6 protein-coding genes are annotated in these 6,279 nt (G+C 72.5%); 1 reads left to right on the top strand and 5 read right to left on the bottom strand.

Annotation, left to right across the window (positions count from 1 at the left end; genetic code table 11):
• Positions 1 to 177: 177 nt before the first annotated feature.
• Positions 178 to 1,056, top strand: coding sequence for a pectinesterase family protein (locus BXA11_RS19145; RefSeq protein ID WP_051761630.1), 879 nt, complete (start codon positions 178 to 180; stop codon positions 1,054 to 1,056).
• A 63-nt stretch (positions 1,057 to 1,119) separates the two neighbouring features.
• On the opposite strand, the gene BXA11_RS19140 is transcribed toward BXA11_RS19145, so the two are convergent.
• From BXA11_RS19140 to BXA11_RS19120, 5 genes are all read right to left on the bottom strand, one after another.
• The gene (locus BXA11_RS19140; RefSeq protein ID WP_076436306.1) at positions 1,120 to 1,515 is read right to left on the bottom strand and encodes an ACT domain-containing protein; all 396 of its coding nucleotides are present in this window, start codon (positions 1,513 to 1,515) and stop codon (positions 1,120 to 1,122) included.
• Positions 1,516 to 1,651: 136 nt separating this feature from the next.
• Positions 1,652 to 2,305 (bottom strand): DUF6461 domain-containing protein, encoded by a 654-nt coding sequence (locus BXA11_RS19135; RefSeq protein WP_076436304.1) that lies wholly within the window; start codon positions 2,303 to 2,305, stop codon positions 1,652 to 1,654.
• Positions 2,306 to 2,472: 167 nt separating this feature from the next.
• On the bottom strand, positions 2,473 to 4,059 hold the full coding sequence (locus BXA11_RS19130; RefSeq protein WP_076436379.1) for a sensor histidine kinase: 1,587 nt from the start codon (positions 4,057 to 4,059) through the stop codon (positions 2,473 to 2,475).
• 4 nt (positions 4,060 to 4,063) lie between these two features.
• A complete protein-coding gene (locus tag BXA11_RS19125) occupies positions 4,064 to 4,738 on the bottom strand; it encodes a response regulator (protein WP_076436301.1) in 675 nt (224 codons plus the stop codon).
• Between the two features lie 25 nt (positions 4,739 to 4,763).
• Entirely contained in the window at positions 4,764 to 6,278 is a 1,515-nt protein-coding gene (locus BXA11_RS19120; RefSeq protein ID WP_076436299.1) for a serine hydrolase domain-containing protein, read from the bottom strand.
• Position 6,279 lies beyond the last annotated feature (1 nt).

Raw genomic sequence — 6,279 nt, 5'->3', positions numbered from 1 at the left:
GGGTCCAACCCCACGCCCGCCTCGTTCACCCTCAACGGCGTCACCTGCACCGGCTCCACCACCACCCCGTCCCCCACCCCATCGCCCGCAGCCTCACCCACGCGCTCACCCTCACCTTCGCCCTCACCGACGCGCTCGCCCTCACCTTCGCCGTCGCCCACCGGCGGGAAGCCCACAGTGGCCGCCGACGGAACCGGCATGTACCGGACCGTGCAGGCGGCGATCGACGCCGTGGCCTCGGGCAACTCCAGCCGGAAGGTCATCACGATCAAGCCGGGCACCTACCGGGAGATCGTCACGATCCCGGCGAACAAGCCGTACATCACGCTGCAGGGTCTGGGCTCGTCGCCCGCGGACGTCGTGATCGTCGACAACCACTACGCCGGGGGGAACGGCGGCACCTTCAACAGCGCCACCGCGTTCGTGAACGGCCACGACTCCGCCCTCGCCAACCTGACGATCTCCAACGACTACGTGGAGGACGGCAGCACCGTCAACCAGCAGGCCGTCGCGCTGAATCTCAACGCCGACCGGGCGGTCCTGTCGAACGTCCGCCTGCTCGGCGACCAGGACACCTTCCTGATCAACGACTCCGCCCGCACCTACGTCAAGAGCTCCTACATCGAGGGCACCGTCGACTTCATCTTCGGCGGCGGCACCGCGGTTCTCGACGACTGCGACATCTACGAAAAGCGCAGCAGCGGCGCCCCCATCACCGCGGCCAGGACCGACGCCGCCAAGACCTACGGCTTCCTCGTCTACCGGTCCCGCATCACGGGCGCGACCGGAAACACCACCCAGCTCGGGAGGCCGTGGGGCCCCAACGCCCAGGTGCTCTATCGGGAGTCGTCGCTCGGCCCGACCATCAAGGTCGCGCAGCCCTGGACCGACATGTCCGGCAACTCCTGGAAGAACGCCCGCTTCTTCGAGTACAGGAACACCGGCGCCGGCGCCACGGTGAACTCCAACCGCCCGCAGATGAGCGACTCCCAGGCGTCCGGCTACACGCCGCAGAAGTACCTGGCCGGATCCGACGGCTGGAATCCGATCGGCTGAGCCCGGCCGGGACGTCCGCTTCGCCTGCCGTCCGGGACACCGGATGACAGGCGACGTCGGGCGCTACGCGCCGGGCGCGCGCAGGTGACGGGTGTCCACCCGGTGTCCCGCCTCCTCCAGGACGGTGACCGCTTCCTTGATCCTCGGCTCGGGCACGAGGACCAGGTCGGCGTGGAACGTCGAGGCGACGAACACCGGGATGGCCGCCTCGGCCAAGGGGCCCACGATCGCCGCCAGCATGCCCGGCACGTCCAGTTCGTGTCCCGTGCCCCCGCCGTACAGGCCGATCCACCGGTCGCCGGACCCCGTCGGCCAGGCCTCGCGAACCACGGTGAGGCCCTCCGGGGCGCGGACGAGTGCGATCCAGTCGTCGTCTTCGGGAAACGTCGCCTGCGGCAGGTGCTGGACGGCGAACGCGGACGGCACGATGCCGAGCCGCTGGGCGGCGGGTGAGGTCATGACACGTGTGTAGCAGAGCCCCCCGACAAGACACCGGCAAGACGTCTGGTGCGCTGTCCACCATGTTCATCGGGTGGAGGGACAGGAGTTCCCTTCCCGTCCGGTGACCGACCCGGCCAAGGTTCGTGGACCCCCACTAGGCCTGGGCCCACTCGGTGATGGAGGCGACCAGCAGCGGCCCGTCGAAGGAGTTCGGGGTGAGGGTCACCCCGGTGATCATGGCGGCGAGCGCGAACGCCTTCGGCAGCGCGTCGTCCCAGCGGGTGTCCCAGGCCGCCTTGCCGGTCGTGGCGGTCAACGGCAGCCCGACCCTGCGCATCGGCTCCTTCAGCCGATCCGGGTCGCTGCCCCACCGGTTGACCGGCGCGTGCGGCGTGAAGGCGGTGACGATCTCACCGTCCACGGCGTACAGGAAACCGTGCTCGGCGTAGTCGTGGCGTCCGACGGCCACGGCCTCGCACCCCTGGGCGAGCCGCGCCAGGTTCTCGCCCAGCGCGGTGTGCCGGCCACACGGTTCGATTGCAACGCTCCAATCGCCGATCCGGGTGATGCCGACGTATCCGCCGCCGTCGCCGCCGTCGGTCTCCTCGACGAACTCCGCGACCTCGTCGCCGAGCTCGTCCAAGGTCATCGAGCGGACCGCCGTTCCCGAGGGCTCGAAACGGGCCGCGACGTCGGCGGGCTCCACCCCCTGGAAGAACGACACGCTGAAGATGTCGCCCAGCGGATTGCGCACGTTGTCCGTCGCCGGGGCGGCCAGCCACCGGAAGGGGGCGAGACGATCGGGCACCTGGGCTCCCTTGGTCGTTTCCCGACATCGTGGCAGCCGCCGCCGACAAAAACCGGGGGCCGAGGCCGTCCGCCGCGTTCCTGAGATCGGCGGCGGGACGCCGCCGACGTCAGGATGATCGCGCCGCGCTCCTGGAACCGACTTGGACCTTGCTGAAACCCGCGCACTCACGGCGTGGGCACGACGGTCTTCGAGACGAGCCGGTCGCGGGCGAAGCACAGGCGGTAGGCGCGGGCGGAATCGGTCTTCATCGTGTAGTAGAGGCAGTCCTGGCCCCGCGGTGCGGCAGGAGCGCCGTCCGGCGGGCCGTCCCTGGTGAACACCGGAAGCCGGGACCGCAGGTCGTCGCGCGGCTCGCCCGCCTTCAGCCCCTCGTACGTCGCCGGGTCGAGGACGGAGAACGACGAGCTGACGAAGCCGAGGGGGATCAGGAGCGCGAAGATCCCGCTCAGCACGGCCACGGGGATCCCGGCCGCCTGCGCCAGCCGCCGCCGCACCCGCCGCCGGGCGAGGTCCAGCTCCTGGGCCGCCGCGGTCTCGGGTGTGCCGAGGCCGGCCGCTGTCCGCACCTGCTCGTGTGTCGTTCCGATCCCGGTGACGGGCAGTTCGGCGGCGACCTCGAAGCCCCCGTCCGGAGCCGGGCCGGCCCGCAGGACGCCGCCCGCCAGCCGCACCCGTTCCGCCAGCCCGACGAGCCCGGAACCGCCCGAGGCCACGCCCGCCGGGGCCGCCGCGGGAGCGGGGTCGTTGACCACCCTGAGGGTGACGACGCCGTCATCGGAGGCGAGCCGGACGCGTACGGTCGCGCCGGGAGCGTGTTTGGCGGCGTTCGTCAGGGCCTCCTGGAGCACGCGGCGCACGGCGAGCGCGGTCATCGGGGGCAGTCCGTCGATGTCGCCCGGGAGGCCGCCCGGACAGTCACCCGGGTGGTCGCCCGGAGGCTCGACGACGATCGGCACGCCGGAGCCGCGGGCGCGCTCGACGAGCGTTTCGACGCTCTCCTCACGTGGAGGTGCGGCGGCGTCCTCGTCGTCCGCGCGCAGCACGCCGATGATCTCGCGGAGCCGCTCCGTCGAGGCCGCGGCGGCCTCACGCAGTTCGCGTACGGCCGCCTGCTGCCGCGAGTCGAGGCCGGGGTCGAGTTCCAGAGCGCCGGCGCGCACCGCGAGGAGCGTCAGGTCGTGACCGAGCGAGTCGTGCATGTCGCCCGCGATGCGCGCCCTCTCCCGCAGGCGGGCGCGGTCGGCGACGGCCTGCTGCTCGCGTTCGAGCCGGTCGGCGAGCAGCCAGCCCGTGCGGACCAGTTCGGCGTGCTGGCGGCGCCAGCGGCCGAGCAGCCAGGGCACCACCACCGAGAGCAGCAGCGTGATGAGCTGCGTGGGCCAGCCCCACAGGTCGCGCAGGACGAGCCCGGACAGCGGCAGCCCGGCAAGGGCGACGGCCGAGAAGAACCACAGCGCCGGGCGGGCGCTCGCCATCCGGTGCCCGGCCAGATAGCCGAAGACCACCAGCGCCGCCCACGTCCAGGACAGGGGGCCGAACATCTGGGCGTCCAGGGCCAGGCTCACCGCGACCGGTATGGCGAGCGCCGCCAGCGGCCACCTCCGGCTCACCGCCGTGGCGGCCCCGAACAGCGGCACGGCCAGCGCCACCGTGGCCAGCCGCCGGGCGTCGCCGTCGTCGAGGGCCGGCGCGACGGGCGGCGCGCACACCGCGAGCCACAGCCCGAGGTCGAGCAGACGGGACAGCCTCATCACCTCACGCCCTCCGGTCGAGCGGAGCCTCGGGCACGAGACCGGCCTCGTACGCCAGGATCGCGGCCTGGACGCGGTTGCGGAGGCCGAGACGGGTGAGGATCTGGCTGACGTACCCCTTGACCGTGCCCTCGACGAGGTGCAGACGCCGGGCGATCTCGGCGTTGGACATGGCGGCCCCGACCAGCGCGAGCACCTCGCGCTCGCGGTCGCCGAGCTGGTCCACGAGGGCGCGGGCGGCGGCCTCCGTGCCGAGCGGGCGTTCCCGGAGGCGGGTGATGACCCGCCGCGTGACGGCGGGGGAGAGATAGGCGCCACCCGCGGCGACGGCGCGGACCCCCGCGATCAGTTCGCGTGGGTCGCCCGACTTGAGGAGGAAACCGGACGCGCCGGAGCCGAGCGCGCTCGTCACGTAGTCGTCCTCGTTGAACGTCGTGAGCATCACGACGGCGACCTCGGGGAGGACCCGGCGCAGCTCCGCGGCGGCCTTGAGCCCGTCGAGCCGCGGCATCCGGATGTCGAGCAGGCAGATGGCGGGACGGTGCCGCAGGGCGAGGTCGACCGCCTCGCGCCCGTCGGCCGCCTCGGCGACCACCTCGATGTCGCCGGCCGTGCCCAGGATGCTCGCGATGCCGGCGCGGATCAGTGCCTCGTCGTCCGCCAGCAGGACGTGGATCATCACGTTTCCCCCGTAACCCGGCCTATCAGGCAGTGCTCGCTGATTGGCGCGTTTCGCTCACGGGGACGTTACCAACGGCCTGTCTCCGGAGGCGTACGGCGTGGACGAGGCGGGCGGCCACGACGGCGACGGCGGCCAGCGCTCCGGTGGCGGCCCAGACGTACAGCGCCAGCCAGACGTAGGTGAGCTGGTCCAGCGTGCCCACCCGGTTCAGCAGCACCCCGGCCAGCTCCGCCAGTCCCAGGTAGAACGCGACCGGCAGCGCGTACGGGACCAGCCGGGCGATCATCCGCCAGGTGCGCCCTTGTGCGCGGCGGGCGGCCCAGCGGCGGGAGCGCAGGACACCGGTCAGGCCGAGGCCCAGGTTCAGCAGCGACAGGCCGGCCAGCCAGGGGTCGGCGCTCGTGGTGAAGGGCGCGGCCTTCGCGTCCGGCCGCCCCTCGATCATGTCCACCAGGCCGTCGCTGATGATCAGCGCATCGTCGCCGGAGATCATCCCGGTGTTGGTGACGACCGCGATGCCCCACTCGCCCCCGGGCAGGAGGGTCTGCGCGGAGTTGTGCGTGAGCAGCCAGCCCGTGTGCCGCAGCATCGGCGCCCCTCCGGCCGTCCGCTCGGCCGACCACCCCATGCCGTACGTGCTGCCGCCCACGCCGGACGGGGTCTGGGTGGCCCTGACGAGCTCTCGGGGGAGGGCGCCGCCGTGGCCGTTCTGCGTGATCAGCCACCTGGCCAGGTCGTGGGCCGTGCTGACGACCCCGTAGGAGCCGTTGACGAACCACTTCGGGTGCGCGCGCTCGATCACCTGGCCGTACGCGCGGATGTATCCGGCGCCCGCGCCGGGCAGTTCCTCCGTGGTGTCCACCGTCCGGGTGGACGTCATGCCGAGCGGCGTGAACACCGTGGCGGCCATGAATTCGGCGAACGGCGTCCCCGACACCACCTCGGCCAGCCGCGCCGCGACCGCGTAGTTGGGGTTGTGGTAGATCATCCTGGTGCCCGGCGCGGCGGCGAGAGGCGCGGTCCTGAGCATCGCGACGGCGTCCTTGAGGTCGTCCGGCGCGGGGAGCGTCAGCTCGGGGAAGGTCCGGTCGCTCATGCCCGAGGTCTGCTGGAGAAGCTGCCGCACGGTGATCTTCTCGGCCCGGGGATCGGCCATGGTGAACTCGGGCAGGTAACGCCGGACCGGCGCGTCGAGGTCGATCCGGCCCTCGTCGGCGAGGCGCAGCACCGCGAGGGCCGTGAACGACTTCGACAGCGAGGCGAGCGGCATGGGCGTGTCCGCGGTGATCGCCTCGCCGCCGGCCGTGTGACCGTGCCCGGCGGCGTACACGACCTTGTCGCCCTTGACGACCGTCACCACCGCGCCGGGCAGGTCCGTGCGCCGGATGTAGTCGCGTACGTATCGGTCGACGGACTCCGCGGTCAGACCCGTCCGTCCGTCCGTGGTCGCCGCCCGCGTCGCGGCGTCCACCGCCGCCGTTCCCGTCGCGAGCAGCAGCACACCGGCCAGGCCGGCGGTCGCCGCGATCTTGCGCATC

The sequence above is a fragment of the Microbispora rosea genome, assembly GCF_900156315.1.
Classification (GTDB): Bacteria; Actinomycetota; Actinomycetes; order Streptosporangiales; family Streptosporangiaceae; genus Microbispora; species Microbispora rosea.
Note: the sequence above shows the minus strand (reverse complement) of the source record. Positions and strands in the feature narration are given on the sequence as shown.